Raw genomic sequence first — 26,073 nt, 5'->3', positions numbered from 1 at the left:
TACATCTCAATTCTGTGGTACATGCACCGCCGCCATCGCGGGCAAGCCCGGCTCCCACAGTTGACCGTATTCCCCTGTGGGAGCCGGGCTTGCCCGCGATGGCGATTTCAGCATCAACGATTGGGCTGCGGGGTGAGCCGCAGGTACGGCTTCACCGCGCGATAACCCTTCGGAAAGCGTTTCTTGATCTCTTCCTCGTCCTTGAGCGACGGCACGATCACCACTTCATCGCCGTCCTGCCAGTTGGCGGGCGTGGCGACCTTGTGGTTGTCGGTGAGCTGCAACGAGTCGATGACCCGCAGGATTTCGTGGAAATTACGCCCGGTACTGGCCGGGTAGGTGATGGTCAGGCGGATCTTCTTGTTCGGGTCGATCACGAACAAGGAACGCACGGTGAGGGTGTCACTGGCGTTGGGGTGGATCAGGTCGTACAGGTCGGACACTTTGCGATCGGCGTCGGCCAGGATCGGGAAGTTGACGACCGTGTTCTGGGTTTCGTTGATGTCTTCGATCCACTTGTGGTGCGAGTCCACCGGGTCGACCGACAGGGCGATGGCCTTGACGCCACGCTGGGCGAATTCGTCCTTGAGCTTGGCGGTAAAACCCAGTTCGGTGGTGCACACCGGAGTGAAATCCGCCGGGTGGGAAAACAGCACACCCCAGCTATCGCCCAGCCATTCGTGGAAACGAATCGTGCCAGCGCTGGAATCCTGTTCGAAGTCGGGGGCGATATCGCCCAGTCTTAGGCTCATGGTGTGGCTCCTGATGAGTGCTTATGGAGCCCACTGTGCATGGATTGCGGATTATTTAAAAAGAATAAATATCGATTTATCTAGACGATAAAGGAATATTAAAAATCTGTTCATTGGACGTGGGTGCAGGCGAGGAGCAACATCGTTTTCAAGGTTCGAGAAGGCCTTGAGACGCTGTACAAAGAGGGGTTCAGGAAGGGCCTGCGGGGGTTTGGCCCGACTTGAAAGCAAGACACCCTGCCCGGTGTTGCACCGGGCAGGGCTTTACAGGCTTACAACAGCGTCACGCTACTAGAACAGTGGCAGCGAGTAGCTGACGATCAGGCGGTTTTCGTCCTGGGAACGGGTGTTCGCCAGATCGGTACGCCACATAGCGTTTTTCCAGGCAACGCCGAGGTTTTTCAGCGGACCTTCTGGAATCACGTAGGCAACGGTGATGTCGCGTTCCCACTCGGATTGACCGGTGGTTTCGGCACGGCCGTTGTTGTTGGCGATGGTGTCGATGTCGCTGCCTTTGAGGTAAACAACACCAGCGGTCAGGCCAGGTACACCGACTTTTGCGAAGTCATAGGCGTAGCGAGCTTGCCAGGTACGCTCGCCAGCGCGGGCGAACTTCTGGATCTGCATGTCGGTAGTGATGTAAGCCGACGAGCCGTCACCCTGGTTCAACCAAGGGAAGTCGCTGCTGCCATTGCTGACTTGGTAACCACCACCGAAGGTGTGACCGGCAACGGTGTACAGGAACAGGCCGCTGTACAGGTTGTTGTCGACCTTGCCTTTACCGGCGTTGAAGTTGTTGTAGTTACCGCTGGAGTAGTAAGCGGCGGTGTCGCCGTTCTTGCCATCGTCCGAGCTGTTGAAATAACGCAGGTCAGACTTCAGAACGCCCGGGCCGATTGCCCAGTTGTGGGTCAGACCCAGGAAGTGCTGCTTGTAGAAGTCTTCCAGATTGCCGTAGTAGTACTGGGCAGTCAGGTCTTTGGTCAGCTTGTAGTCACCACCGGCGTAGTAGAACTTGTTGCTGAACTTGCCGGCGTTGTAGTTGGAGCTACCGTTGGCGCCGCCAATCGACAGGTTTTCGTTGTTGCTGGAGTTACGGCCCTTGGCCTTTTCCACCTGACCGGCCACCAAGGTCAAATCCTTGATGTCGTTGGTGGTGATCTGGCCACCTTGGAAGGTTTGCGGCAGCAGACGACCATCGTTGGTCACGATAACCGGCAGTTTTGGCTGCAGGGTACCCAGCTTCAGTTCGGTCTGGGAGATCTTCACCTTACCGGTCACGCCCAGGCTGGCGTAATCGTGGACGGCTTTGTTGCCGTCGCTTGGGAAGATGGTGCCGCCGGAAGCGGTGCCGGTGTAGTTACCGTGATCAGCACGGCTCGAATCCAGACGCACGCCGTACAGGCCGATCGCGTCAACACCGAACTGAACGGTACCTTGGGTGTAACCCGAGATGAAACGCAGATCGAAGCCTTGGCCCCATTCAGCGTTTTTGCTACGTGTGTTGGACGTGGCGTTAGGGTGGCCGTCACGGTTATCAGTGTTGATGTAGAAGTTACGCAGCCCCAGTGTTGCCTTACTGTCTTCGATGAAACCGGCGGAGTTTGCCTGCTGGGCAATCGCAGCCAAAGCTACGGCCAACGCCAATGTTGACTTCTTCATGTACCGCTCCTCTCATTTCTAATTTTTGTATTTCTTTGGTCTCGGGTCTGACGCCCTCGATCCACAGATGCCCGATTAGCGCCAGATAGTGACTACCAAGTCAATCGTAACCTTGTGTGTCTACTACCTTCGTCTAATCGCAGTTGATTTGGTCCCTGCAGGGTAATGAGTTTTTCATACACCCAAAAAGAATTGTTTCATTCTTTTTCATACGATTCGGGAATAAGCCTTTTCATGACGCGGACCCGTCAGGGTAGACGACCCACTCCATAAGCTAATGCCTAAAAGGTATTTGTTAGCGCTTTTTTAGATCGTTTAGTGTGGCCGTACTGTTGCATACGTCACCCACGATCAAAAAGGCGACGCCATCATGGCCAAACGCACATCCTCCCGTCAATTTGTTACAGTTTTTGTGTCACTAATACTTTCTTTTGGTGTCAAAGCCGCCGATTTGACCATCGGCGAGAAAATTGCCTAGTGCCGTTTCAACAGTGGGCCGGAAGTCGTAACCGCCATCGCCTCGGGCGACTTGCGAATCGGCAACCTCGGTTCCAGCCCTCTTGCCGCAGTGGCATAGCGGAATCTATCCATCGTCGCGTTCATCGTATCGGCCCAGATCAATACTTCTGAAGCATGGGTGGTGCGTAATGACAGCCACATTGACGCACCCAGGGATTTGATCGGTAAAACCATCGCCACGCCGTTTGTCATTAGTGGATACGGAACCGGTGCACAAAATCGCGAAAATGACAGGCGCCAACGCCGCAGACACTCCTGAGCTGCTGGCAGGCACGACATTCCCGGATGCCCAGGCACAACAAGCCGATGCGCTGCTAAAAGGCGGCACGGCAAAGTTTTTGAAGGAAAAGGGAAAGGTGGAGGTGGTGCTGCCGGATTACTTGGCCTTAGTGACTGACAAATTTATCAGTCCGAGAACTGATCCATGTGGGAGCGGGCTTGCTCCCACATTTTTTGACCTGAGTCGTTCCCGAAATCGAGGTTACAGGGCCTTCTCGAAAATCTTCGAATTACGCTGATAGTTGTACAGGGACGCCCGCGCAGACGGCAGACGGTCAACACTGCTCGGCTCAAACCCCCGCTCACGGAACCAGTGGGCGGTGCGGGTGGTGAGGACAAACAAGGTCTTCAACCCCTGCGCCCGGGCACGGGCCTGGATGCGCTCCAGCAACACATCACCACGTGCGCCATGACGGTACTCCGGGTTCACTGCCAGGCAAGCCAACTCACCCGCGTCCGAATCGGCAATCTGATACAGCGCCGCACAGGCGATGATCATGCCTTCGCGCTCCACCACGCTGAACTGCTCGATCTCACGCTCCAGCACTTCCCGCGAACGGCGTACCAGGATGCCCTGCTCTTCCAGCGGGCTGATCAGGTCAAGCAAACCGCCGACATCCTCAATCGCCGCTTCGCGCACCTGCTCGAATTGCTCCTGGGCCACCAGCGTACCGCCGCCGTCCCGGGTAAACAGCTCGGTGAGCAAGGCGCCGTCTTCGGCATAGCTGACAATATGGCTGCGCCCTACTCCACCCCGGCACGCTTCGGCGGCGGCATCGAGCAATTCGGCCTGATAGTTGGTTTTGCCCAGGCGTTGCAGGTGAGCCGGCACCTGTTGCGGGCGCAACTCGCGTACCAGGCGACCATTTTCATCGATCAAGCCCATATCGGCGCCAAACAACAGCAGCTTGTCGGCGCCCAGGTCGATGGCGGCGCGGGTGGCGACGTCTTCGCAGGCCAGGTTGAAGATCTCCCCGGTCGGCGAGTAGCCCAACGGCGACAGCAGCACGATGGAGCGTTCGTCCAACAGGCGGTTGATGCCCTTGCGGTCTACGCGGCGTACTTCGCCGGTGTGGTGGTAGTCCACGCCATCCAATACACCGATGGGACGTGCGGTCACGAAATTACCGCTGGTTACACGCAGGCGCGAGCCCTGCATCGGCGACGAGGCCATGTCCATCGATAGGCGAGCTTCAATGGCGATGCGCAGGTGGCCGACCGCGTCGATCACGCACTCCAGCGTCGCCGCGTCAGTGATGCGCATGCCTTCGTGGTAAGTCGGGATCAGGCCACGCGCTTCAAGGCGCACTTCGATCTGTGGCCGCGAACCGTGGACCAGTACCAAGCGCACGCCCAGGCTGTGCAGCAGCACTAAGTCGTGGACGATATTGCCGAAGTTGGGATGCTCCACACCGTCGCCGGGCAGCATGACCACAAAGGTGCAGTCGCGGTGGGCATTGATGTAGGGGGACGCGTGACGAAGCCAGTTAACGTAGTCGGGCATAGAACCTGGGCCTGTAATAAAAAGCAGCCGAAAAAGGATGATTCGTGAAAGCGCACGGCGGGCTGATGGTTATCGTCGGAACAGGCTTGGCGACACGCTCACTCTCCTTCTATGTACGAACAGGCAGGGGTTAATTTATGCAGGTTTCAGGCAGTAATGTTCGATCAGTTCCCGCAATAGACGCACTGTAGGCGTCAAGCGTGACATTTCGAGGTATTCGCCCGGCTGGTGCGCGCAGGCGATGTCGCCGGGGCCGAGCACCAGGGTTTCACAACCAAGGCGCTGAAGATAAGGCGCTTCGGTGCCGAACGCTACTGCTTCGGCACGATGGCCGGTCAATCGTTCCGCCACCCGCACCAGTTCGGCGTCCTCCGGTTGCTCGAAGGGCGGTACTTCGGGGAACAGCGGCGCGAAGTCAATCTTGACCTGATGGCGCTCGGCCAACGGCTGGAGCTTCTGGCGGATGGCGTCGCGCAGCACCTGGGGATCCATGCCCGGCAGTGGGCGCAGGTCGAATTCCAGGGAGCACTGGCCGCAGATGCGGTTGGGGTTGTCGCCGCCGTGGATACAGCCGAAGTTCATGGTCGGCTGCGGCACGCTGAACTGCGGGTTGCGGTACTCGCGCTGCCAGGCCAGGCGCAGGCCACGCAATTCGCCGATGGCGTCGTGCATGGCTTCGAGGGCACTGTGACCCAGGCTCGGGTCCGACGAATGGCCGCTTTGGCCAAGAATATCGATGCGCTCCATCATCACGCCTTTGTGCAGGCGGATCGGCTTGAGGCCAGTCGGCTCGCCGATCACCGCTGCGCGGCCCAGCGGGCGGCCTGCTTCGGCCAGTGCGCGGGCGCCGGACATGGAGCTTTCTTCATCACAGGTGGCGAGAATCAGCAGCGGTTGTTTGAACGGCTGATCCAGCAGCGGCAACACCGCTTCGATGGCCAGCGCGAAAAAACCCTTCATGTCGCAGCTGCCCAATCCTACCCAACGGCCGTCAACTTCCGTCAGCTTGAGCGGGTCGGTCTTCCACAATGCGGCGTCGTAGGGGACGGTATCGCTATGCCCCGCCAGCACCAGGCCACCGGGCCCCCTGCCGTAACTGGCCAACAGGTTGAACTTGCCGGGGCTGACCTGTTGGATATCGATGGCGAAACCCAGATCCCCCAGCCAAGCGGCGAGCAAGTCGATCACCGGGCGGTTGGTCTGGTCGAGAGACGCCTGGGTGCAGCTCACGGATGGCGCAGCAATCAGCGCGGCAAACTGCTCTTTCATGGACGGTAACGGCATGCTCGGCCTCTCGACTTCCCGGATGAACCTCACTATAGAGCCATCTGCACGACACAATAAACCGTTGCGGCACGTTGCCGGGCTCAGTCCTGTACACTGCACGACCTTGGCAGCCACTCTTTTACCCGGCTGCGCTCCCGATCCTGGATGTTCCGGCCATGCAAAAAGAAACTGAAATCAAGCTCCGCGTCAGCCGCGAGACCCTCGCCGCGCTGCGTGAGCACCCGCTCCTGAAAAAACGCAACAAAAGTGGCTGGGAACGCCGTGAGTTGATGAACCAGTACTTCGACACTCCCGAGCGCGACCTGGCCCAGGCCAAAGTCGCCCTGCGCCTGCGCAAGGACGGTGACGACATCATCCAGACCCTCAAGACCCGTGGCCAGAGCGTCGCCGGCTTGTCGGAACGTAACGAATACAACTGGGAACTGCCCAAAGCCAAGCTCGACGTAAAGAAACTCGACGGCGAATGCTGGCCCGAGCAACTGGCCGAGCTGGACAAAAAGACCCTCAAGCCGATCTTCACCACCGACTTCGTGCGTGAGCGCGCCGAAATCGCCTGGGGGCGCGGCAAGGCCAAGGTGGTGATCGAAGCCGCCCTGGACCTGGGCCACGTGGTGGTCGGCAAGCAGAAAGAAGAAATCTGCGAGCTGGAACTGGAACTGCGCGAAGGCGAACCGTCTGCCCTGCTGGAACTGGCCGCCGAACTGGCCGCGACCCTGGCGTTGATGCCGTGCGATATCAGCAAGGCCGAGCGCGGCTACCGCCTGTACGACGCCAGCAGCTACTCCCTGAGCCTTCCGGCGCCACAGTTGCACGCCGAAATGCCGCTGGATGACGCCTTCGCCGCGATCATGTGGCACCTGCTGGGCAGCAGCCAGCGCCTGGCCGAGCAATACCGTTTCAATGGCCACTGGCGCCTGCTGCAAGACTGGGTCGACAACCTCGGCGAACTGCGTGCCTTGGTCGGCAGCCTCGGCCAGGCGGCACCGCGTCAGTCCACCAGCGAACTGCGCAGCGCACTCGATGCCTTGCTGGAAGACTGGCGCCCACTGGTGCAGGCCGGCGATGACGACGAAGACATCCGCAAAGCCGCGCCGGAGCAGTTCGCCGAAGAACTGGACGACGTGCGCTGGGGCCTGTTCTCGCTGAACGCTTCACGCTGGCTGCTGGCCCGCACCTGGACCGCGGACCGCAACGTGCGTGGCAACCGCCAAGGCGCCGCGCAAATCACCAACTGGCTGCCGCGCCTGCTGGCCGACGATGCCGTCGCCCTGCAACTGCCGCGCTACCAGCAACAGCCGGAAGACCTGGCCGAGCAATTGCCACGCATCGAGCGTATCCAGGCCTGGCTGCACCATGCGCGTCAGGTGGTCGACATTCCCGAACTGGACCGTCTGTACGGCGAGCTGAACAAGTTGGTGCAACTGGCCAACCAGCCGATCACCGATGAGTCGCTGGATGCGCGGATGCATCAGGCGATTGCGGTGTATCAGAACCGGGCGTGGAAGACCTTGTTGCGCCTGTAAGGACGCTTTCGCGGGCAAGCCCGCTCCCACACTGACTGGGTTCACACATAGAAATCTGTGAACCCAATCCAATGTGGGAGCCGGGCTTGCCCGCGATGAGGCCATCCCTGTCAGCGCAATACTGGCAGGCTGGTGGTGGATTTGATCTCGGACAAAGCCACAATCGAATTGACCTCCTGAATCCCGGGCACCATCGACAGCTTCTCGAAGAAAAACCGCTCATACGCCTCGATGTCCGAGGTGACGATGCGCAGTAGAAAATCCACCGCCCCCATCAGCACATAACACTCCAGCACTTCCGGAAACCCGCGAATCGCGTCGGTGAACTCGGTGAAGTTGGAACGACCGTGGGCGTTGAGTTTCACTTCGGCGAATATCTGCGTGTTGAGGCCGATCTTCTTGCGATCCAGCAAGGTCACCTGGCCGCGAATCACGCCCTCTTCCTTGAGCCGTTGGATGCGTCGCCAGCAAGGCGACTGGGAAAGGCCCACCTGTTCGGCGATCTGCGCGCTGGAGAGAGAAGCGTCTTCTTGCAACAGGGCCAGGATACGGCGGTCGTAGGCGTCCAACTCGCTGTGCATATAAATACCCTCCATCGCACTTATTCTGAATTGATTGATTCGATTTTTTACAAAACAGGCCCATCTTAGATAAGAAATCTCCGGTGGCGAATGTAAAAATTTCTCCAGTCGAATCTGGAGCTTTCCCATGCACGCCGTCGAAACCAACCACCCCGCTACCCGCGTCGATGCGTGGGCCGTCAACAACGCCCATTGCCAGGCGCATTACCAGATCGTCGCCGAGGCGGAGCCCGACGTGGTGTGCCGGGTACTTAACTACTTCGCCCTGCAATGCCTCACGCCGCAACAGGTCACGGTCAACCGCGAAGAAGACCTGTTGAACATCGGCATCGTCATGGACGGCCTGAGCTGGCACCGCGCCCAGGTGATCGGTGAAAAGATTCGAAACCTGATCAGCGTGTGCGCGCTGGACGTGTGGTCGGCTGATGCCGCGGGGCCTCTGGCAGTGGTGGCGGTCGCTCAGTAAGAACCTGCAATACACGCCGGGAGGAAGATATCCAGGGGCTGGCTAGCCTGGGATTTACGCCCACTGCCCTCAGGAAAACCTTCATGCCGGTTGATCAACGCTTGGAACTGCATCAACTGCTGCCGGCTTTGCTTGAAGGGCGACTGATCACCCCAGAAGTTGCACAGCAGTTGTCGGCGCTGCCGGCCAGCAACACCTTGCATCCCCTGGAACGCATCGCAGCCCTTGGCCCCAGCCTGGAAACCCTGTCCGAATGGCTGGCCCAGCATGCCGGGCAACCGTACCTGCGTATCGACCCGTTGAAGATCGATGTGGCGACGGTCGTGCCGCTCATGTCCCACGCGTTCGCCCAACGCCACTCGATCCTTGCGGTGGCGGTGGACGCGCAGACGGTCACCGTCGCCAGCGCCCAGCCACACGTCACCAGTTGGGAAGCCGGGCTGGCGCAGGTGCTCAAGCGCTCGATCAAGCGTGTGGTCGCCAACCCCCAGGACATAACGCGCTGTATCGGCGAGTTCTACCGGCTGGCGAAGTCCGTCAGCGGCGCCGATCAAAAAGTTGCGGCACCGGGCAACAACGAACTGCTCAACCTCGGCGCCAGCGACCAGGAGCCGGATGCCAACGACGCACATATCGTCAACATCGTCGACTGGCTGTTGCAATACGCTTTCGGCCAGCGCGCCAGCGATATCCACATTGAGCCGTGCCGAGAACAGGGCCGTGTGCGCTTTCGTATCGACGGGTTGTTGCACGACGTCTATCAGTTCCCGCCCCAGGTCACGATGGCAGTGGTCAGCCGCCTCAAAAGCCTGGGCCGCATGAATGTGGCGGAAAAGCGCAGGCCCCAGGACGGTCGGGTCAAGACCAAAAGCCCGACCGGAGCGGAAGTGGAGCTGCGCCTGTCCACCTTGCCCACGGCGTTTGGCGAAAAGCTGGTGATGCGGATCTTCGACCCACAAGTACTGCTCAAGGGCTTTGACCAGCTTGGTTTATCGGTTGAGGACCAGCAACGCTGGCAAGCCATGACGAGCCAGACCAACGGCATCATCCTGGTTACCGGCCCTACCGGTTCAGGCAAGACCAGCACCCTCTACACCACGCTCAAGCAATTGGCCACGCGGGAGGTCAACCTGTGCACCGTGGAAGATCCGATCGAGATGGTCGAGCCGGCGTTCAACCAGATGCAGGTGCAGCACAATATCGACCTGACCTTCGCCAGCGGCATCCGCGCCCTGCTCCGCCAGGACCCGGACATCATCATGATCGGCGAGATCCGCGACCAGGAGACCGCCGAAATGGCGATCCAGGCCGCATTGACCGGGCACATGGTGCTGTCGACCCTGCATACCAACGATGCGCCCAGCGCCATCAGCCGCTTGCAGGAACTGGGCATTGCGCATTATTTGATCAAGGCCACCTTGCTCGGCGTAATGGCGCAGCGTTTGGTGCGGGTCTTATGCCCGCACTGCAAGCGGTCTCTGGGTGACGCCCATGAAGCAGTCGGGTGCGTTGAATGTCGACACAGCGGTTATCAGGGGCGGGCCGGCGTTTACGAAATCATGGTTTTGAACGAAGCGCTCAACACATTGATCACGCCTGGGGCCGATGTGCAGGCCCTGCGCCAGGCCGCAGTTACCCACGGCATGTGCAGCTTGCGCATGGCCGGCATGCAGAAGGTCGCGGCGGGGGTCACCACGATGGCGGAAGTCTTGCGGGTGACTCCCGGGGATTCGGTAACAAATCCTTTGTTTGTCAGGCAGTGAAACCGTTCTTATCGGTGACAACACCGTTACAATCGGCCCAACGTCGTTTCACTGACACCATCAGATAGGGAATCGCTATGCAGATCGGAACCGTACTGCTTCTTTTCGTGGGTTTGGCCATCGCCATCCTGTTCATGGGCTTCAAGGTGGTCCCCCAGGGCTACCAATGGACGGTCGAGCGTTTTGGCCGTTACACCAACACCCTCAAGCCTGGCTTGAACATCATCATCCCGGTCATGGACCGCATCGGTCGCAAGATCAACGTGATGGAAAGCGTACTGGATATCCCGCCCCAGGAAGTCATCACCGCCGACAACGCCACCGTGCAGATCGACGCCGTGTGCTTCTTCCAGGTGGTAAACACCGCCCAGGCCGCCTACGAGGTCAACAACCTCGAACACGCCATCCGCAACCTGCTGCAAACCAACATCCGTACCGTGCTCGGCTCCATGGAACTGGATGCCATGCTCAGCCAGCGTGACGGCATCAACGAAAAACTGCTGAAGACCGTGGACGAAGCCACCGCGCCGTGGGGGATCAAGATCACCCGTATCGAGATCAAGGACATCAGCCCGCCTGCCGACCTGATGGCCGCCATGTCGGGCCAGATGAAAGCCGAACGGATCAAGCGTGCGCAGATCCTCGAAGCCGAAGGCCTGCGCGCCTCGGCGATCCTGACTGCCGAAGGCAAGAAGCAGGCACAGATTCTCGAGGCCGAAGGTAGCCGGCAGGCGGCGTTCCTTGAATCCGAAGCCCGTGAGCGTCAGGCCGAAGCCGAAGCACGCGCCACACAGGTGGTGTCGGAAGCGATCGCATCAGGCAACGTGCAGGCGGTCAATTACTTCGTCGCACAGAAATACATCGACGCCCTGGGCAAGCTGGCCTCGGCCAACAACAGCAAGGTTATCCTGATGCCGCTGGAGGCCAGCCAGGTGATCGGCGCAGTTGGCGGTATCGGCGAGATCGTCAAGGCAACGTTCGACAACAAGAAAGGCTGAGGCCAGCGCCATGTGGGATTTCCTGCAGCATCTGTCGTTCTGGGATTGGTTGGCACTGGGCACAGTACTGCTGATTCTTGAGGTATTCGGCGCTGGCGGTTACCTGTTGTGGATGGGTATCGCCGCGGCCGCCGTGGGCGTGATCAAGTTTCTGGTGCCACCCCTGGGGCTGGAATGGCAACTTCTGCTGTTTGCCGTGTTGTCGATAATGACGGCGGTGTACTGGTGGAAGCGTCAGCGCAGCAGCGCCAAGGCCAGCGACCAGCCGGGTCTCAACGAGCGCGGTTCCGAGCTGATCGGCCGCACCTTCGTGGTGCACCAGGCGATTGTGGATGGCCGGGGCAAGGTAAAAGTCGGTGATGGCGTATGGATGGTGACCGGCCCGGACAGCCCCGTAGGCGCTCAAGTGCGGGTGGTTGGCCAGGAAGGCGTGGTGTTAAGGGTTGAAACTGTTTAGTCAGTGATGGAACTCGGTTGGGCTAACTACAATCATAAAGTACAGATAACCCACCCGGAGTCACCCATCATGCGTCTCAAATATGCTGTCGCAACCCTTGCTGTGCTTTCCCTCCCTGTCGGATCAGCCATGGCCGACAGTTTCTGGCGCAATGTCATCTCGTCGGGCGCCACCACCGGCTCGACATACCTGACGTTCAAGGACCACAAGCTGGTGGTCGCCGCCCAAGACGACGCCGGCAGCTTCGTTGCCAGCGATGGCGGCATCCGTGGCCCATACCTGGAAGCCGCGATGCAGAAAGTCCGCGCCGACAACCCTGGCCTGCAGGCCACGGACATGGAGCTGGCCAACGCTATCCTCGCGAAAAATGCAGTCACCGAATAACTCGGGCTCAATAAAAATGCCGCTGTTAACAGCGGCATTTTTTTGTCCTCAATTCCTACGGTCATCATCGCTGGGCACTACACAAGCATTGCTGTTTTCCCAACTGCATACAGAGAAGTCCTGTCGAGCCTCACTCTGCCGGGCCACAAGCTAAGGATTCCTTTTTGAACAAAGCGAATCACTGCCCATGCACAAGATTGCCTACGCACTGCTGTTCTCTGCATTTGCCACCGCCTACGCCCAGGCAGAAAGCTGGTACGGATCAGCCAAATTCAACAACGCTCGCCAGAACCTCTCCAGTTCACTGCTCACCAGCCCGCGCGTGACGGACAGGGTGGACGCCCCGGATAGCAGCAAAGCATTCGTGGCCTCTTTCGCCGCAGGCTATGCCTTCGCCAATGGCTGGCGCCTGGAAGGGGAGTACACGATGCCAAACAGTTCGACCTTCAAATCCTACTGGGCCCCCTTCAATGCCAACGTCAACAGCCTGCATGTGCAGAGCCAGCGCTTGATGCTCAACGGCTATAAAGATATCCCGATCAACCAGTGGCTATCGTTTTACGGTATGGCCGGTGTGGGCATCGCACGCATTGAGTCCGAAGGTTATCAAACCATTGAGACCCGTCGTTTTGCCAGCAACCGCCAACATAACCTTGCCTATAGCCTGGGTATTGGGCTGGAGGCCAAGGCCAGTGAGCGACTCACGTTAGGGGCGGGTTATCGTTACACCGCCATGGGCGACGTCGAAACCGGTTACAACACCTTCACGAACCGCGCAAATGCACGGGATGAGCAACTCAAAGGCAAACTCAAGGAGCAGAACATGTTCCTGGAAGCGCGGCTTGCCTTCTGATTATTTGCGAAGAATGCCGCCTTCGACGTGGCATTCTTCGGCTCAATAGTGACGATTCATTCACAGATGACAGGCTATATTCAGTCAAGCCGTGCAACCATGCCGGTACTGATACCTCGCTTACTCATCGCCAACCTGAAACGGATGCCTTCGTCGTCATGAGCCAACTGCCCTTCCTGCCGTTTTCCAAACCCACCATTGATGAAGCCACCATTGCAGCGGTCGGCGATGTACTGCGCTCGGGCTGGATCACCAGCGGGCCGAAGGTCCAGGCATTCGAGGCGCAGTTGTCGGAGTACTTTGGCGGTCGGCCGGTGCGCACCTTCAACTCGGGCACCTGCACCATGGAGATTGCCTTGCGCATTGCCGGCATCGGTCCGGGCGATGAAGTCATCACCACGCCAATCTCTTGGGTGGCCACGGCCAACGTGATCCTGGAAGTGGGCGCTACGCCGGTGTTTGCCGATATTGACCCGGTGACCCGCAATATCGACCTGTCCCAGGTGGAAGCGGCGATTACCCCGCGCACCAAGGCGATCATCCCGGTTTACCTGGCCGGCCTGCCCCTGGATATGCCGATGCTGTATGCACTGGCGAACAAGTACAACCTGCGCATTATCGAAGATGCGGCGCAGGCGCTGGGTTCCAGCTGGGATGGCGAGCGTATTGGCGCCACCGGGGATTTTGTGTCGTTCAGTTTCCAGGCCAACAAGAACATCACCTCTTCCGAAGGCGGCTGCCTGGTGTTGAACAACGCCGAAGAGGCACGGCTGGCGGAAAAATACCGCCTGCAGGGCGTTACCCGCACCGGCTTCGACGGCCTCGACGTGGATGTATTGGGCGGCAAGTTCAACATGACCGACATCGCCGCCGCCATTGGCCTGGGGCAATTTGCCCATATCGAGCAGATCACTGCTCACCGCCAGAACCTGGCGCGGCACTACTTCAAATGCTTTGGCAGTGACTTTGAAGAGCAGTACGGCGCACAACTGCCGCCGGCAGACTTCGAGAACAGCAACTGGCACCTGTTTCAACTGGTGCTGCCGGAACGTCAAGACGGTCTGCCAGCCCGCGCCGCCTTCATGGAGCAGATGCAGGCTCATGGCGTCGGCATTGGCTATCACTACCCGCCGATCCATCTGCTGAGCCTTTATCGGGCACAGGGGTTCAAGGAAGGCATGTTCCCGGTGGCGGAGAGAGTGGGGCGTTTGATCGTGTCGTTGCCGATGTTTACAGCGATGACAGAGGCGGATGTGGAGCGGTCGGTGGCAGCCGTGAAGGCGGTGCTACAGCCCTGAAAACACATTGCGGGAGCCGTATAACCGGCTCCCGCAACAGGATCACTCGCCGATGGCGGCTTTGTAGCCGGCAGCATCCAGCAATTTGTCCAGGTCAGCCGGGTTGCTTGGCTTGAGCTTGAAGATCCAAGCGCCGTAGGGATCAGAGTTCAGCAGCTCCGGGCTGCCACTCAGTTCTTCGTTGACGGCAATCACTTCGCCTGCAACCGGGGCGTAGATATCCGAGGCGGCCTTGACCGACTCAACCACACCCGCCTGGCCAGCAGCGTCAAACTGGGCGCCCACTTCGGCCAACTCAACAAACACCACATCACCCAACGCTTCCTGAGCATGGTCGGAAATACCGACGGTCACGGTGCCGTCAGCTTCCAGGCGTGCCCATTCGTGGCTTTCGGCAAAACGCAGGTCGGCAGGGATATCGCTCATAATCTGTGTCCTCAAGAAGTAATGTCAGCGGCCATTGGCCTGCCGGAAATTGGTTAGATCAAGGTTTTGCCATGGCGCACGAAGGTCGGTTTGACCACTCGAACCGGGTACCACTTGCCGCGGATTTCCACTTCGGCCCGATCAGCGGTTGCCGTCGGTACACGCGCCAGGGCAATGGATTTGCTCAGCGTAGGAGAGAAACTACCACTGGTGATCTCCCCTTCGCCAATATTGGCGATACGAACCACCTGGTGAGCGCGCAAAACCCCGCGTTCTTCCAGCACCAGCCCGACCAGCTTGAACTGCACCCCGGCTGCTTTTTCTGCTTCCAGCGCGGCGCGGCCAATGAAATTACGCTGGGCAGGCTCCCAGGCGATGCTCCAGGCCATGTTCGATGCCAGGGGCGAAACCTCCTGGTGAATGTCCTGGCCGTACAGGTTCATCCCCGCTTCCAGGCGCAGGGTATCGCGGGCGCCGAGGCCGATGGGTGAAATACCAGCGCCCACCAGGTCATTGAAAAAGCCCGGAGCCTGATCAGCGGGCAAAACAATCTCCAGGCCATCTTCGCCGGTGTAACCCGTGCGTGCGATAAACCAGTCACCATCGGCGTGGCCTTCGAAGGGCTTGAGCTGGTGAATCAGGGTGCTGCGCGATTGCGTGACCAGTTCGGCGATCTTTTGCCGGGCGTGGGGACCTTGGATGGCCAGCATGGCCAACTCGGGGCGCTCATGCAGTTGCACCTGATAGTCGCCCAGTTGCGCTTGCATCCAGGCCATATCCTGGTCGCGGGTGGCAGCGTTGACCACCAGCCGATAAGCGGCCTCGGTGCGGTAGACAATCATGTCGTCCACCACGCCGCCCTGTTCGTTGAGCATGGCGCTGTACAACGCACGGCCGCAGCCGTGCAGGCGTTCGACATCATTGGCCAGCAGGTGCTGGAGCCATTCCTTGGCCTGGGGGCCGCTGACATCGATCACGGTCATATGAGATACATCGAACACCCCGCAGTCGCGTCGCACCTGATGGTGCTCCTCAACTTGCGAGCCGTAGTGCAGAGGCATATCCCAACCGCCAAAATCGACCATTTTCGCGCCGAGGGCGAGATGCAGGTCATACAGAGGCGTACGCTGTCCCATGGGTTTCTCCTTCCGGGCTTGGCGAAGGTGCGCGGAGCTACTGTCCGCGCTGAACACCTTGATTCACAAGGCCTGCAGCCACGTCCAGCGACCCGCTCCAAAAGACGAAGCGCACCGAATGCCGCGCATTGTAGCCGCAAGCCGTAGGACTGGCACCTAACCGATTTGCCGTGCAGAGCGTCGGATCAGCCCGATCACCGGCAACAGGCCCACCAGCACCAGGGTCAACGCCGGCAAAGAGGCCCGTGCCCACTCGCCCTCACTGGTCATTTCAAAGATCCGCACTGCCAGCGTATCCCAGCCAAACGGGCGCATCAGCAAGGTGGCGGGCATTTCCTTGAGCACATCGACAAACACCAGGAGTGCTGCGCTCAAAGTACCCGGCAGCAGCAACGGCAGATACACTTTGCAAAACAGTCGTGGGCCACTCACACCTAGACTGCGTGCAGCTTCCGGCAGGGACGGGCGGATACGCGCCAGGCTGTTTTCCAACGGCCCATAGGCCACCGCCAGGAAACGCACCAGGTACGCCAGCACCAATGCCGACAGGCTGCCCAACAGCAACGGCTTGCCCGCCCCACCGAGCCAGCTGGAGACAGGCACCACCAGTTCACGGTCCAGATAGCTGAACGCCAACATGATCGATACCGCCAGCACCGAGCCCGGCAAGGCATAGCCGATGTTGGCCAGGCTGATACCGGAACGGATCGCCCGTGTCGGCGCCAGGCGGTTGGCGAACGCCAGCACCAGGGCCACGCTGACCGTGATCAAGGCCGCGATGCCGCCCAGGTAAAGCGTGTGGAGGATCAGGCCCGAATAGCGCTCATCCAGATCGAAGCGGCCGCGCTGCCAGAACCAGGCCACCAGTTGCAACATCGGGATGACAAACGCACAGGCGAACACCAACCCGCACCAACTGCTGGCCGCGACCGCCTTGAACCCACGCAGGTGGTACAACGCCTTACTACGTGGCCGTTCATTGCTCGGTCGGCTGGCGCCCCGGGCGCGCCGCTCGCCGTACAGCACCAGCATCACCACCAGCAGCAACAGGCTGGCCAACTGGGCGGCGCTGGAAAGGCTGAAGAAGCCGTACCACGTCTTGTAGATGGCGGTGGTGAACGTGTCGAAGTTGAACACTGAGACCGCGCCGAAATCCGCCAGGGTTTCCATCAACGCTAAGGCGACTCCAGCCCCAATCGCCGGCCGCGCCATGGGCAGGGCCACGTGCCAGAACGCTCGCCATGGCGATTGCCCCAGCACCCGCGCGGCCTCCATCAGGCCTTTGCCCTGGGCCAGGAACGCGGTGCGCGCCAATAGATAAACATAGGGATAGAACACCAGGACCAGGACGATGATCACTCCGCTGGTGGAGCGCACCCGTGGCAGGCGCAGCCCGGTGCCGAACCATTCACGCAACAGGGTTTGCACGGGACCGGAGAAGTCCAGCAGGCCGACAAACACAAAGGCCAGCACATAGGCAGGAATGGCGAACGGCAACATCAACGCCCAATCCAGCCAGCGCCGACCAGGAAACTCGCAGAGGCTGGTCAACCAGGCCAGGCTGACGCCCAACAGGGTCACGCCGATACCGACGCCCAGCACCAGGGTGAGCGTGTTGCCCAGCAGGCGCGGCATCTGGGTTTCCCACAGGTGCGACCAGATCTGGTTGTCGATACTTTGCCAGGACAGCAACAGCACGCTCAGCGGCAGCAGTACGAGGGCGGCGACGGTGAAGACCGGCAGGTACCAGCGGCGTTGGGCGGGGTGGGCCAAAGTCAGTTCTCAGTGAATGTCTTTAATTCAACTCAATCCAATGTGGGAGGGGGCTTGCCCCCGATGGCGGTGGATCAGTCCATGATGAGTGAACTGATATCCCGCTATCGGGGGCAAGCCCCCTCCCACATTTTGACCAGCAGTGTGTCAGTTCCAGCCGGCGCGATCCATCAGGCGGATCGCCTCAGCCTGGCGCTTGCCCGCCACTTCCACCGGCAAGGTGTCCGCCACGAACTTGCCCCAGGTCGCCACTTCGGCTGACGGCGGCACTGCCGGGTTGGCCGGGAACTCCTGGTTCACATCGGCAAAGATCTTCTGCGCCTCAGGCGTGGTCATCCACTCTACCAGCGCCTTGGCGGCTTCCGGATGCGGCGCGTGCTGGGTCAGGCCGATACCCGACAGGTTCACGTGCACGCCACGGTCGCCCTGGTTCGGCCAGAACAGCTTCACCGCCAGGTCCGGTTTCTGCTTGTGCAGGCGGCCGTAGTAGTAGGTGTTGACGATACCCACGTCGCATTGCCCGGCGTTGATGGCTTCGAGCACAGCGATGTCATCGGAGAACACGTCGGTGGACAGGTTGTTGACCCAACCCTTGACGATCTCTTCGGTCTTGGCCGCGCCGTGGGTTTCGATCAGGGTGGCGGTCAGCGACTGGTTGTAGACCTTTTTCGCCGTACGCAGGCACAGGCGGCCTTCCCACTGTTTGTCAGCCAGGGCTTCGTAGGTGGTGAGGTCACCCGGTTTCACCCGGTCGGTGGAATAGGCGATGGTGCGTGCGCGCAGGCTCAAGCCGGTCCAGGTGTGTTTTGACGAGCGATATTGCAGGGGAATGTTCTTGTCGATCACCGGGGAGGTGAACGGTTGCAGGATCCCCATCTGCTCGGCCTGCCAGAGGTTGCCGGCATCCACGGTGAGCAGAAGGTCGGCGGTGGCGTTTGCGCCCTCGGCCTTGATGCGCTGCATCAGCGGCGCTTCCTTGTCGGTGATGAACTTGACCTGCACGCCGGTTTTCTGGGTGTAGGCATCGAAGACCGGCTTGATCAGCTCATCGATGCGCGAGGAGTAGACCACCACTTCGTCGGCGGCCTGCACAGTGGTGCTGCCGATCAGGGTGAGTGCCAGGGCAGTCAGGAGGCGCTTGGGTGCCAACATGGGTGCGGTCTCTCATTTGCAAAAAGAGGGCAAATGATAAGGACTCACATTTGGTAACGCTTGGTGGAGGCGTTACCAGATGTTGCACAGCTCCTTCAGGGCTTGGCCAGCTCCGGCAGATCCCCACTCAGGCCCAGCGCCTGACGCACAAACACGGCCTTGGCCTCGGGCATCTGGTCGACCATCTTCAACCCGGCGTTGCGCAACCAGCGCAGCGGCAGTTGATCGGCCTGGAACAGTCGCTCAAAACCCTCCATCGCCGCCATCAGCGCCAGGTTATGCGGCATGCGCCGACGCTCGTAACGGCTCAGTACCTTAACGTCCGCCAGGCGCTCGCCGCGCTCGGTTGCCGCCAACAGCACCTCGGCCAACACCGCTGCATCGAGGAATCCCAGGTTCACACCCTGCCCCGCCAACGGATGAATGACGTGAGCCGCGTCGCCGATCAAGGCCAGGCCTTCGGCCACGTAGCGTTTGGCGTGGCGCTGACGCAACGGGACACACACACGCGGGTCGGCGCTCAACACCGTACCAAGGCGCCCTTCAAAGGCGCGTTCCAGTTCACGACAGAAGCTTTCATCATCCAGCGCCATCAAGCGCTCGGACTCGGCCGGCGTGGTCGACCAGACGATCGAACACCAATCCTCCTGCCCATCCCGCTCCAGCGGCAAAAACGCCAGCGGACCCATATCGGTAAAGCGTTGCCACGCCGTACGCTGATGCGGCTGGCTGCTGCGCACGCTGGTGACGATGGCGTTATGCAGGTAATCCCACTCACGGGTCGCGGTGCCTGTCAGGCGGCGTACGGCGGAGTTGGCACCATCGGCGGCCACCACCAGCGGCGCGCGCAACGTGCGGCCATCGGCCAGGGTCAGCAGCCAGTCATCGCCGGAACGGCGCATCTGTTCCAGGCGCGCATTGGCCAGCAGGCCCAGGTCGCAGTCGTGCAGACGGTCAAGCAAGGCATCCTGCACCACGCGGTTCTCGACGATATGCCCGAGCACCTCGGCATGCACGCTGGCGGCCGAAAAGTGGATCTGCCCGGTGCCGCTGCCGTCCCACACCTGCATCTCGCCGTAAGGGCTGGCGCGGCGCGAGACGATGCCGTCCCACACGCCCAGCCGCTCCAGAATGCGCTGGCTGGCGGCCGACAAGGCGCTCACACGGGGTTCGAAGGCGGCCTCGCGGTCGAACGGCTTGACGCTCAGCGGGCTGCCGTCGAGCAGCAGCACCTGCAGGCCGCTGCCCTGCAACGCCAGCGCCAGGGCGCTTCCGACCATTCCGGCCCCGACAATCAGCACATCTGCGCGCATGTCCATGCTTTAAGCCTGTCTCACTGGCGGCTTGCGCCGCACGTAAAGGGTTTTGTCGACACGCGCCACCAGGGTGCCGGAGCCGTCATGAATCTGCACCTTGAGGTGGGGCAGGTACTTCTCGCCACCTTCGGTGTGTCGACGGACCTCGTCCAGCAAGGCCTCGTCGATGGAAAATTCGGCATACACCGGGCCTTTGCCGGGCGAAATGAAATCGATACTCGCGGCCTTGTCCCACACGATGTAGTCGCGGCCCAGGTTCTCCATCAGCATCAACATGTAGAACGGGTCAACCATCGAATACAGGCTGCCGCCGAATTGCGTGCCGACATAGTTGCGGTTGTACCAGCCCAGGCCCATGCGCACTTTGACGTGACGAAAATCGGCGCTCATGCGCTGAACGCTGACCCCCGCGCCCAGGTACGGCGGGTACAGGGTCATGATCCAACGCAACAATCTCGCCTTGCCCAGGCGCGCGATCAACCACTTACGCATCGGGACGCGTGCCCAGGCCCATGGCTTGCCGGGCGAACCAGCGTTTGGCGGGCGGCAACAAATCCAGCCCCAGCAGCCCCATGTTTCGGCCCAGGGCGACCAACGGTTGGGCGCTGCCGAACAGGCGCGTGACCTGGTCGGAGAAGCCCACGGTGAGTTTCTGGTCCAGGCGCTGGCGCTCGCGATAACCCTGCAAGGTGGCCAGATCACCCGGCACCTGCGGCCCGGCCAGCAAAGCCTCGGCCAGGGCATTCGCGTCACGCAGGGACAGGTTGAAGCCCTGCCCGGCAATTGGGTGCAGGCTGTGGGCGGCGTTGCCGAGGATCGCCAGATGGGAGCGCACTTGCTCCTCGGCTTCCACCAGCGTCAGCGGATACAGGTGACGGGCGCCCACTTGCTTCAGCGTACCCAGGCGATAGCCGAACACGCCCTGCAATTCACTGAGGAAACTGCGTTCATCGAGATTGGCCAGGCGCTGCGCATCCATGCCGATGCGCGTCCAGACCAGCGCGCAGCGGTTGTCTGGCAGCGGCAGCAAGGCCATCGGGCCTTCATCGGTGAAGCGCTCGAACGCCTCGCCGTTGTGGGCTTCGCTCGGGGTGATGTTGGCGATCAGCGCGCTCTGGTTGTAGGGGCGGGTTTTCACGCCGATGCCCAGTTGTTCGCGCAGGCCGGAGCGGCCGCCGTCAGCCAGTACAGCGAGATCGCACTCCAGCACGGTTTCATCGTTAAGGGTCAGGCGGTAGCCATCGGGAAGCGGCTCCATGCGCGCGACTTCGGCCGGGCAACGCCAGCTGACCACGTCTTTGTCCAGGCCTTGCCACAGGCATTGGCCCAGCCAGGCGTTTTCCACCACGTAACCGAGGGCCGGCACGCCCTCTTCCATGGCAGACAAGCGCGCGGTGGAGAAACGCCCACGGTCGGACACATGGATCTGCTTGATCGGCTCGGCGCGGCGTGAAATGTCCTGCCACAGGCCCAGCCGCTGATAGATCTGCCGGGCGCCGAAGGACAGCGCCGAAGAACGCGCATCGTAGCTCGGCTGGTAGCTGTCGCCCGGCGCGAAGGGTTCGATCAGCACGATCTTCCAGCCCCGGGCCTTGGCCCCGGCCTGCAACGCCAGTGCCAGGCTGGCGCCCACCAGGCCGCCGCCGATGATCGCCAGGTTGACCCGGCTCATCGCGCAGCCGCCATCAGCGCTTCGATATCGGCGACAGTCTTGGGCACGCCGCCGGTCAGGATTTCACAGCCTTGCTTGGTCACTACCACGTCGTCCTCGATGCGTACGCCAATGCCACGCCATTTCTTTGCCACGTTCTGGTTGTCCGGTGAAATGTAGATCCCCGGTTCCACGGTCAACGCCATGCCGACTTCCAGCACACGCCATTCACCGCCCACTTTATATTCGCCCACATCGTGTACATCCATGCCCAGCCAATGACCGGCACGGTGCATGTAAAACACCTTATAGGCTTCGCTGGCGATCAGTTCGTCGACGTCACCCTGCAACAACCCCAGCTTGACCAACCCGGCGGTGATGACCCGTACGGTCGCCTCATGGGCCTGGTTCCAATGCTTGTCCGGGGCGATCTCCGCGAAGGCGGCTTCCTGGGAGGCCAGCACAATCTCGTAGATCGCCTTTTGTTCCGGCGAAAATCTGCCATTGACCGGCCAGGTGCGGGTGATGTCGCTGGCATAGCAGTCGATCTCGCAACCGGCGTCGATCAGCACCAGGTCACCGTCCTTGAGCACCGCGTCATTCTGCTGGTAATGCAGGATGCAGCTGTTGCGCCCGGCGGCGACGATGGAACCGTAGGCCGGCATTTTCGCGCCGCCTTTGCGAAATTCATAATCCAGCTCGGCTTCCAGGCTGAACTCATACAGGCCGGCCCGGCTGGCCTGCATCGCCTTCACGTGGGCCGCGCAAGAGATTCGCGCCGCCTCGCGCATCACCTTCACTTCCGCCGCCGATTTATACAGGCGCATGTCGTGCAACAGATGATCCAGGGCAACGAATTCGTTCGGTGGCTGGGCGCCCAGGTGGGCCTTGGAGCGGATCACGTTGATCCACTCCATCAGGTGCCGGTCGAACTCGGCATTGCTGCCCATGGCCGAGTACACCCGGTCGCGGCCTTCGATAAGGCCGGGCAGGATGTCGTCGATATCGGTGATGGGGAAGGCATCGTCGGCGCCAAAGTCACGAATCGCGCCTTCGGTGCCGGCGCGCAGGCCGTCCCACAGTTCGCGTTCGGCGTTGCGTTCGCGGCAGAACAGCACGTACTCGCCGTGCTGGCGACCGGGCATCAGCACGATCACCGCTTCCGGCTCGGGGAAGCCGCTCAGGTACTGGAAATCACTGTCCTGGCGGTACACGTGTTCGACATCGCGATTGCGGATCGCCACGGCGGCGGCCGGCAGGATCGCGATGCTGTTGGGTTCCATCTGCGCCATGAGCGCCTTGCGGCGCCGGGTGTATTCCGCTTTGGGGATATGGATCATGGGCAGAGGGGTTTCCTTTCTTAGTGCAGCGACGGCTTGGGTGCAGCCGGCTCAGCCGATTTTTTGGTCTCGGTGAACAGCAGCAGCGGCGCGACGCGCAGGTATTCCATCACTTCCATGTAGTCACCCTCGCCGTCTTCGGACTCGTCCAGGGCGTCTTGCACCTGGGAGATGGCTGCCAGGTCCTGCAGCACTTCCTTGGCGTCGGTGCTCAGTTCCAGGCCGCCGGCGTTCACGCCGAAGCCGTGGAGGAAGCCCTGGCACCATTGGCCCAGTGCGGCGGCACGCTCGGTTAGCGGCGCGTCGTCGGTCGGCAGCAGCAGGACCACGGTGACGTCATCACCGGTCAGCTCGCCCTTGACCATCTCTTGTAGGCCGATCAGCGCGTTGCGCACGTTGTCGGTCGGTTCGGTTTCCAGCAGCTCGGCCACGTCGGCCAGCCAGTTGTCGGCGTCGAAGCCGACGCCGGTGCAGCTACGGCCCAGCAACACGCCGTGCAATTCGGCCGGCGAGCAGGGGTGGCCGCTGGTGCTCAGCAGTTTGGAGAAAGCATCGTACGGGGAGTTCTGAATAGGCATGGTGAGCTAGGCGCCAGACGGCGCAATGTCTAGAATGGAGCGCTGTATCCTAGCACCGGCAGACGTACCAAGACTATCAAGGGCGTCAGATCGTTTATCCTGCAGTTGCCATTCATCAGACAAATCCAGTGGAACCCAATGGAAGACACCGACCTGCAAGCGCTGATGGCCAGACTCGAATTGCTAATTACTCGGGTCGAGCAACTTAAGAGTCAAAACGGACTCCTATTAGCTCAGGAAAAGACCTGGCGCGAGGAACGCGCTCACCTCATTGAAAAAAACGAAATCGCCCGGCGTAAGGTCGAATCGATGATTTCGCGCCTGAAGGCCCTGGAGCAAGACTCATGAGTTCAAGCAATAGCGTCACCGTGCAGATCCTCGACAAAGAATATTCGATCATCTGCCCCCAGGAAGAGCGCAACAACCTGGTGAGCGCCGCCCGCTACCTGGATGGCAAGATGCGTGAAATCCGCAGCAGCGGCAAAGTCATCGGCGCCGACCGCATCGCCGTGATGGCCGCCCTGAACATTACCCACGATTTGCTGCATAAGCAGGAACGCCCTGACGTGCAGGCCAGCGGTTCGACGCGTGAGCAGGTGCGTGACTTGCTGGAGCGTGTCGATCTGGTGCTTTCCAGCGATGCAGACGCACCCAAGGGCTGATTGCCGCGACTGTTTAAGGTATACTCGCCCCACTCCCTGGCGTGTTTGCCAGTCGGCGATGTCCCTGAGCCGATTCGCACTACCCTGGAAGTTGCACGTTGGGCTGGTGTGCATGTCCGCTAGACGGAAAGCCTTAAAGCCTACTGCATCTTCCACCTTGAACTTTCGGGTTCAAGGGCTAAGTCGACAGCGGCTCTGTCGGGGAGCCTGAATTCCCAAACTCAATGCCAGTCTTCGGACTGGCATTGTTTTATGAGCCGAAACCATGACCGAACCTGCGCCGCTTTCCCGTCCGCAACTTCGACGCATGTTGCGCAAAGCCCGCCGCGCCCTCACGCCGAGCGAGCAGCGCAAGGCCGCCCACGGCCTGTATCGGCAACTGGCACAGCACCCGCTGTTTCGCCGGGCCAAACATATTTCCTTATACCTACCGACGGACGGTGAAATCGATCCGCGCTTGCTGCTGCGTGCAGCACAGCGCCGGGGCAAAGCCACCTATCTGCCGGTGCTCAGCGCCTGGCCACGTACCAAGATGGTGTTCCAACGGGTCAAGCCTGGTGAGAAGCTGCTGCCCAATCGCTTTCGCATCCTGGAACCACGGGTGAACATCAGCCGCCAACGCAAAGTCTGGGCGCTGGACCTGGTGCTGCTGCCGTTGGTGGGTTTTGATGATGCCGGCGGACGCCTGGGCATGGGCGGCGGGTTCTACGACCGCAGCCTGGCTTACCTGGCGCGCCGCCAGAGCTGGCGCAAGCCGACGCTGCTGGGCCTGGCCCATGAATGCCAGAAGGTCGATCGATTGGCGCAGGCGAGCTGGGATGTGCCGTTGGCGGCCACCGTCACCGATAAGCATTGGTATATTGCGAAGACGCCACTGGAGTCAGCGGCGCCTTGAAGAAGGGTCAGCGCTTGAACGGTTGCGGCTGCTGCTGAGCCAGTTCAACGGGCGCATCGGTCTTGTTCGACCACAAGCTTTGGGCATACCCGGTGGTCACGACGCCCAGACCAAACAAAATCACCAAAATCCATAGTAAATCCGGTTTACGTTGCATCGATTGCCCCCCTTCAGGCACCTCGTACACGATGACAACAACGTTCCAAAGAGTCCGTTGCAGCTGCGTCAAGCTTTAAAAGCCGGCATTCTGCGGTAACGTGAACCAACACGCAAACCTTGGCGCCAACCGACTGTCGGTTTGTCATCAAATTGCAGGACAACTTGCCCACCGCTTATTTCAGGAGCCCAACAATGGCCTATTGGCTGATGAAATCCGAGCCCGACGAACTCTCCATCAAAGGCCTGGAAAAGCTTGGCGAAGCCCGCTGGGACGGGGTACGCAACTACCAGGCGCGTAACTTCCTGCGGGCCATGGCGGTGGGTGACGAATTTTTCTTCTATCACTCCAGTTGCCCGGAGCCGGGCATTGCCGGCATCGGCAAAATCATCGAGGCGGCCTATCCGGATCCCACCGCGTTGGAGCCCGAAAGCCACTACTTCGACGCCAAGGCCACCCCGGAGAAAAATCCGTGGAGCGCGATCAACGTTGCCCATGTGCAGACCTTTCCCAAGGTGCTCGGCCTAGGCTACCTGAAGCAACAAGCCGCCCTCGCCGAACTGCCCCTGGTGCAAAAAGGCAGCCGGCTGTCGGTGATGGCCGTCACGCCCGAGCAATGGCACGCCGTTATCCATTTGATTTGACTGACCGGCATCAACGC

General features: G+C 60.6%; 27 protein-coding genes, 1 other RNA gene and 1 pseudogene. 14 read left to right on the top strand and 15 right to left on the bottom strand.

Translation table 11 applies throughout. The annotated features are described in order from the left end of the window. Positions 1-113: 113 nt before the first annotated feature. Together NL123_RS01485 and NL123_RS01480 are read right to left on the bottom strand one after the other, a co-directional pair. Positions 114-752, bottom strand: coding sequence for a peroxiredoxin (locus NL123_RS01485; protein WP_058426478.1), 639 nt, complete (start codon positions 750-752; stop codon positions 114-116). 291 nt (positions 753-1,043) lie between these two features. Then, on the bottom strand, positions 1,044-2,414 hold the full coding sequence (locus tag NL123_RS01480; RefSeq protein WP_248485211.1) for an OprD family porin: 1,371 nt from the start codon (positions 2,412-2,414) through the stop codon (positions 1,044-1,046). Between the two features lie 370 nt (positions 2,415-2,784). On the opposite strand from NL123_RS01480, the pseudogene NL123_RS01475 reads away from it, so the two are divergent. After that, positions 2,785-3,340: pseudogene (locus NL123_RS01475) on the top strand (ABC transporter substrate-binding protein); the annotation flags it as partial. 74 nt (positions 3,341-3,414) lie between these two features. Here NL123_RS01475 and argA read toward each other — a convergent pair. Together argA and argE are read right to left on the bottom strand one after the other, a co-directional pair. Continuing rightward, positions 3,415-4,716 carry an amino-acid N-acetyltransferase gene (argA, locus tag NL123_RS01470; RefSeq protein WP_058426475.1) on the bottom strand — a complete coding sequence of 434 codons (1,302 nt, stop codon included), beginning with the start codon at positions 4,714-4,716 and terminating at the stop codon, positions 3,415-3,417. A gap of 135 nt (positions 4,717-4,851) precedes the next feature. Next, positions 4,852-6,000 carry an acetylornithine deacetylase gene (gene argE / locus NL123_RS01465; protein ID WP_494357092.1) on the bottom strand — a complete coding sequence of 383 codons (1,149 nt, stop codon included), beginning with the start codon at positions 5,998-6,000 and terminating at the stop codon, positions 4,852-4,854. Between the two features lie 158 nt (positions 6,001-6,158). On the opposite strand from argE, the gene NL123_RS01460 reads away from it, so the two are divergent. Next, positions 6,159-7,526, top strand: coding sequence for a CYTH domain-containing protein (locus NL123_RS01460; protein ID WP_248485215.1), 1,368 nt, complete (start codon positions 6,159-6,161; stop codon positions 7,524-7,526). Between the two features lie 110 nt (positions 7,527-7,636). On the opposite strand, the gene NL123_RS01455 is transcribed toward NL123_RS01460, so the two are convergent. Next, positions 7,637-8,107 (bottom strand): Lrp/AsnC family transcriptional regulator, encoded by a 471-nt coding sequence (locus NL123_RS01455; protein ID WP_010207358.1) that lies wholly within the window; start codon positions 8,105-8,107, stop codon positions 7,637-7,639. A 127-nt stretch (positions 8,108-8,234) separates the two neighbouring features. On the opposite strand from NL123_RS01455, the gene NL123_RS01450 reads away from it, so the two are divergent. The 7 genes from NL123_RS01450 (at position 8,235) to NL123_RS01420 (ending at position 14,326) form a co-directional block, all read left to right on the top strand. Then, on the top strand, positions 8,235-8,573 hold the full coding sequence (locus NL123_RS01450) for an ACT-like domain-containing protein (protein WP_248485217.1): 339 nt from the start codon (positions 8,235-8,237) through the stop codon (positions 8,571-8,573). An 83-nt stretch (positions 8,574-8,656) separates the two neighbouring features. Continuing rightward, the gene (locus tag NL123_RS01445; protein WP_494357091.1) at positions 8,657-10,336 is read left to right on the top strand and encodes a GspE/PulE family protein; all 1,680 of its coding nucleotides are present in this window, start codon (positions 8,657-8,659) and stop codon (positions 10,334-10,336) included. A gap of 77 nt (positions 10,337-10,413) precedes the next feature. Next, positions 10,414-11,334 carry an SPFH domain-containing protein gene (locus tag NL123_RS01440; RefSeq protein ID WP_010207363.1) on the top strand — a complete coding sequence of 307 codons (921 nt, stop codon included), beginning with the start codon at positions 10,414-10,416 and terminating at the stop codon, positions 11,332-11,334. A 10-nt stretch (positions 11,335-11,344) separates the two neighbouring features. Next, complete coding sequence (locus NL123_RS01435; protein ID WP_071490443.1) at positions 11,345-11,791, top strand: NfeD family protein; 447 nt, start codon at positions 11,345-11,347, stop codon at positions 11,789-11,791. A gap of 69 nt (positions 11,792-11,860) precedes the next feature. Next, a complete protein-coding gene (locus tag NL123_RS01430; protein ID WP_003176799.1) occupies positions 11,861-12,175 on the top strand; it encodes a DUF2388 domain-containing protein in 315 nt (104 codons plus the stop codon). Between the two features lie 187 nt (positions 12,176-12,362). Next, positions 12,363-13,028, top strand: coding sequence for an outer membrane protein (locus NL123_RS01425; protein ID WP_248485220.1), 666 nt, complete (start codon positions 12,363-12,365; stop codon positions 13,026-13,028). A gap of 158 nt (positions 13,029-13,186) precedes the next feature. Next, entirely contained in the window at positions 13,187-14,326 is a 1,140-nt protein-coding gene (locus NL123_RS01420; protein WP_458958315.1) for a DegT/DnrJ/EryC1/StrS family aminotransferase, read from the top strand. 42 nt (positions 14,327-14,368) lie between these two features. Here NL123_RS01420 and gcvH read toward each other — a convergent pair whose 3' ends face one another. The 9 genes from gcvH to NL123_RS01375 form a co-directional block, all read right to left on the bottom strand. Continuing rightward, entirely contained in the window at positions 14,369-14,752 is a 384-nt protein-coding gene (gene gcvH, locus NL123_RS01415) for a glycine cleavage system protein GcvH (protein WP_058426466.1), read from the bottom strand. A 53-nt stretch (positions 14,753-14,805) separates the two neighbouring features. Further along, positions 14,806-15,888, bottom strand: a complete 1,083-nt coding sequence (gcvT, locus tag NL123_RS01410) for a glycine cleavage system aminomethyltransferase GcvT (RefSeq protein WP_494357090.1) — start codon at positions 15,886-15,888, stop codon at positions 14,806-14,808. A gap of 156 nt (positions 15,889-16,044) precedes the next feature. Beyond that, on the bottom strand, positions 16,045-17,661 hold the full coding sequence (locus tag NL123_RS01405) for an ABC transporter permease (protein ID WP_248485225.1): 1,617 nt from the start codon (positions 17,659-17,661) through the stop codon (positions 16,045-16,047). A gap of 147 nt (positions 17,662-17,808) precedes the next feature. Next, complete coding sequence (locus NL123_RS01400) at positions 17,809-18,813, bottom strand: extracellular solute-binding protein (protein WP_071490448.1); 1,005 nt, start codon at positions 18,811-18,813, stop codon at positions 17,809-17,811. Positions 18,814-18,908: 95 nt separating this feature from the next. After that, positions 18,909-20,126 carry a 2-octaprenyl-3-methyl-6-methoxy-1,4-benzoquinol hydroxylase gene (locus NL123_RS01395; protein ID WP_494358274.1) on the bottom strand — a complete coding sequence of 406 codons (1,218 nt, stop codon included), beginning with the start codon at positions 20,124-20,126 and terminating at the stop codon, positions 18,909-18,911. A 9-nt stretch (positions 20,127-20,135) separates the two neighbouring features. After that, positions 20,136-20,621 (bottom strand): DUF4442 domain-containing protein, encoded by a 486-nt coding sequence (locus NL123_RS01390; RefSeq protein WP_248485227.1) that lies wholly within the window; start codon positions 20,619-20,621, stop codon positions 20,136-20,138. Then, positions 20,614-21,801 carry a 2-octaprenyl-6-methoxyphenyl hydroxylase gene (gene ubiH, locus NL123_RS01385; protein ID WP_248485229.1) on the bottom strand — a complete coding sequence of 396 codons (1,188 nt, stop codon included), beginning with the start codon at positions 21,799-21,801 and terminating at the stop codon, positions 20,614-20,616. Before ubiH ends, NL123_RS01390 begins: the two co-directional genes overlap by 8 nt. Next, positions 21,798-23,120 (bottom strand): Xaa-Pro aminopeptidase, encoded by a 1,323-nt coding sequence (pepP, locus tag NL123_RS01380; RefSeq protein WP_248485236.1) that lies wholly within the window; start codon positions 23,118-23,120, stop codon positions 21,798-21,800. The genes ubiH and pepP overlap by 4 nt, the downstream gene beginning before the upstream one ends. Before the next feature lie 20 nt (positions 23,121-23,140). Beyond that, the gene (locus tag NL123_RS01375; RefSeq protein ID WP_494357089.1) at positions 23,141-23,698 is read right to left on the bottom strand and encodes a YecA/YgfB family protein; all 558 of its coding nucleotides are present in this window, start codon (positions 23,696-23,698) and stop codon (positions 23,141-23,143) included. A gap of 138 nt (positions 23,699-23,836) precedes the next feature. Here NL123_RS01375 and NL123_RS01370 point away from each other — a divergent pair, with 138 nt between their 5' ends. The 4 genes from NL123_RS01370 to NL123_RS01355 all read left to right on the top strand — a co-directional run bounded on the left by NL123_RS01370 (position 23,837) and on the right by NL123_RS01355 (position 25,255). Continuing rightward, a complete protein-coding gene (locus NL123_RS01370) occupies positions 23,837-24,046 on the top strand; it encodes a TIGR02449 family protein (protein ID WP_007982902.1) in 210 nt (69 codons plus the stop codon). Further along, on the top strand, positions 24,043-24,360 hold the full coding sequence (locus NL123_RS01365) for a cell division protein ZapA (protein ID WP_248485238.1): 318 nt from the start codon (positions 24,043-24,045) through the stop codon (positions 24,358-24,360). The genes NL123_RS01370 and NL123_RS01365 overlap by 4 nt, the downstream gene beginning before the upstream one ends. Positions 24,361-24,390: 30 nt before the next feature. After that, positions 24,391-24,569, top strand: a non-coding RNA gene (gene ssrS / locus NL123_RS01360) — 6S RNA. Positions 24,570-24,625: 56 nt separating this feature from the next. Beyond that, positions 24,626-25,255 carry a 5-formyltetrahydrofolate cyclo-ligase gene (locus NL123_RS01355; protein WP_494357088.1) on the top strand — a complete coding sequence of 210 codons (630 nt, stop codon included), beginning with the start codon at positions 24,626-24,628 and terminating at the stop codon, positions 25,253-25,255. Between the two features lie 7 nt (positions 25,256-25,262). Here NL123_RS01355 and NL123_RS01350 read toward each other — a convergent pair whose 3' ends face one another. Next, complete coding sequence (locus NL123_RS01350) at positions 25,263-25,412, bottom strand: hypothetical protein (protein ID WP_010207387.1); 150 nt, start codon at positions 25,410-25,412, stop codon at positions 25,263-25,265. A gap of 194 nt (positions 25,413-25,606) precedes the next feature. Between NL123_RS01350 and NL123_RS01345 the strand changes: the two genes are divergently transcribed. Then, the gene (locus tag NL123_RS01345) at positions 25,607-26,056 is read left to right on the top strand and encodes an EVE domain-containing protein (RefSeq protein WP_494357087.1); all 450 of its coding nucleotides are present in this window, start codon (positions 25,607-25,609) and stop codon (positions 26,054-26,056) included. The last annotated feature ends 17 nt before the right edge of the window (positions 26,057-26,073 follow it).

The organism is Pseudomonas sp. FBCC-B1565 (assembly GCF_059133265.1).
The sequence above is the reverse complement of the archived record's forward strand: the minus strand, read 5'-3'. Positions and strand labels throughout refer to the sequence as shown.

Excerpts from the sequence above, each read along its gene's own strand:
- NL123_RS01485 (WP_058426478.1), bottom strand. The coding sequence starts at position 752 with ATGAGCCTAAGACTGGGCGATATCGCCCCCGACTTCGAACAGGATTCC.
- NL123_RS01480 (WP_248485211.1), bottom strand. The coding sequence starts at position 2,414 with ATGAAGAAGTCAACATTGGCGTTGGCCGTAGCTTTGGCTGCGATTGCC.
- argA (WP_058426475.1), bottom strand. The coding sequence starts at position 4,716 with ATGCCCGACTACGTTAACTGGCTTCGTCACGCGTCCCCCTACATCAAT.
- argE (WP_494357092.1), bottom strand. The coding sequence starts at position 6,000 with ATGCCGTTACCGTCCATGAAAGAGCAGTTTGCCGCGCTGATTGCTGCG.
- NL123_RS01460 (WP_248485215.1), top strand. The coding sequence starts at position 6,159 with ATGCAAAAAGAAACTGAAATCAAGCTCCGCGTCAGCCGCGAGACCCTC.
- NL123_RS01455 (WP_010207358.1), bottom strand. The coding sequence starts at position 8,107 with ATGCACAGCGAGTTGGACGCCTACGACCGCCGTATCCTGGCCCTGTTG.
- NL123_RS01450 (WP_248485217.1), top strand. The coding sequence starts at position 8,235 with ATGCACGCCGTCGAAACCAACCACCCCGCTACCCGCGTCGATGCGTGG.
- NL123_RS01445 (WP_494357091.1), top strand. The coding sequence starts at position 8,657 with ATGCCGGTTGATCAACGCTTGGAACTGCATCAACTGCTGCCGGCTTTG.
- NL123_RS01440 (WP_010207363.1), top strand. The coding sequence starts at position 10,414 with ATGCAGATCGGAACCGTACTGCTTCTTTTCGTGGGTTTGGCCATCGCC.
- NL123_RS01435 (WP_071490443.1), top strand. The coding sequence starts at position 11,345 with ATGTGGGATTTCCTGCAGCATCTGTCGTTCTGGGATTGGTTGGCACTG.
- NL123_RS01430 (WP_003176799.1), top strand. The coding sequence starts at position 11,861 with ATGCGTCTCAAATATGCTGTCGCAACCCTTGCTGTGCTTTCCCTCCCT.
- NL123_RS01425 (WP_248485220.1), top strand. The coding sequence starts at position 12,363 with ATGCACAAGATTGCCTACGCACTGCTGTTCTCTGCATTTGCCACCGCC.
- NL123_RS01420 (WP_458958315.1), top strand. The coding sequence starts at position 13,187 with ATGAGCCAACTGCCCTTCCTGCCGTTTTCCAAACCCACCATTGATGAA.
- gcvH (WP_058426466.1), bottom strand. The coding sequence starts at position 14,752 with ATGAGCGATATCCCTGCCGACCTGCGTTTTGCCGAAAGCCACGAATGG.
- gcvT (WP_494357090.1), bottom strand. The coding sequence starts at position 15,888 with ATGGGACAGCGTACGCCTCTGTATGACCTGCATCTCGCCCTCGGCGCG.
- NL123_RS01400 (WP_071490448.1), bottom strand. The coding sequence starts at position 18,813 with ATGTTGGCACCCAAGCGCCTCCTGACTGCCCTGGCACTCACCCTGATC.
- NL123_RS01395 (WP_494358274.1), bottom strand. The coding sequence starts at position 20,126 with ATGCGCGCAGATGTGCTGATTGTCGGGGCCGGAATGGTCGGAAGCGCC.
- NL123_RS01390 (WP_248485227.1), bottom strand. The coding sequence starts at position 20,621 with ATGCGTAAGTGGTTGATCGCGCGCCTGGGCAAGGCGAGATTGTTGCGT.
- ubiH (WP_248485229.1), bottom strand. The coding sequence starts at position 21,801 with ATGAGCCGGGTCAACCTGGCGATCATCGGCGGCGGCCTGGTGGGCGCC.
- pepP (WP_248485236.1), bottom strand. The coding sequence starts at position 23,120 with ATGATCCATATCCCCAAAGCGGAATACACCCGGCGCCGCAAGGCGCTC.
- NL123_RS01375 (WP_494357089.1), bottom strand. The coding sequence starts at position 23,698 with ATGCCTATTCAGAACTCCCCGTACGATGCTTTCTCCAAACTGCTGAGC.
- NL123_RS01370 (WP_007982902.1), top strand. The coding sequence starts at position 23,837 with ATGGAAGACACCGACCTGCAAGCGCTGATGGCCAGACTCGAATTGCTA.
- NL123_RS01365 (WP_248485238.1), top strand. The coding sequence starts at position 24,043 with ATGAGTTCAAGCAATAGCGTCACCGTGCAGATCCTCGACAAAGAATAT.
- NL123_RS01355 (WP_494357088.1), top strand. The coding sequence starts at position 24,626 with ATGACCGAACCTGCGCCGCTTTCCCGTCCGCAACTTCGACGCATGTTG.
- NL123_RS01350 (WP_010207387.1), bottom strand. The coding sequence starts at position 25,412 with ATGCAACGTAAACCGGATTTACTATGGATTTTGGTGATTTTGTTTGGT.
- NL123_RS01345 (WP_494357087.1), top strand. The coding sequence starts at position 25,607 with ATGGCCTATTGGCTGATGAAATCCGAGCCCGACGAACTCTCCATCAAA.